Origin of the sequence: Robertmurraya korlensis, assembly GCF_023715225.1 — a bacterium.
GTDB lineage: Bacteria > Bacillota > Bacilli > Bacillales > Cytobacillaceae > Robertmurraya_A.
This window is the reverse complement of sequence record NZ_JAMBNS010000188.1, coordinates 1-223: the sequence shown is the minus strand read 5'-3', so window position 1 is coordinate 223 and position 223 is coordinate 1. Positions and strand designations below refer to the sequence as shown.

Here is a 223-nt window from a genome sequence, read left to right as displayed (position 1 = left end):
TTTTTGCCTTCTTCATATTACATTATCTAGTTTTCAAAGAACGATTATCATAGAGAGATTGCTCTCTCAAAACTAAACAAATCATATCATCAACGCTGTTAGCTTCGACCGAAGGTCGTAAGCCTCAATTTTCCTTAGAAAGGAGGTGATCCAGCCGCACCTTCCGATACGGCTACCTTGTTACGACTTCACCCCAATCATCTGTCCCACCTTAGGCGGCTGG

At 43.0% G+C, this 223-nt stretch carries 1 rRNA gene; it reads right to left on the bottom strand.

What is annotated here, in order from left to right:
- Positions 1–138 precede the first annotated feature (138 nt).
- Positions 139–223: ribosomal RNA gene (locus tag M3175_RS24805) — 16S ribosomal RNA — on the bottom strand; the annotation flags it as partial.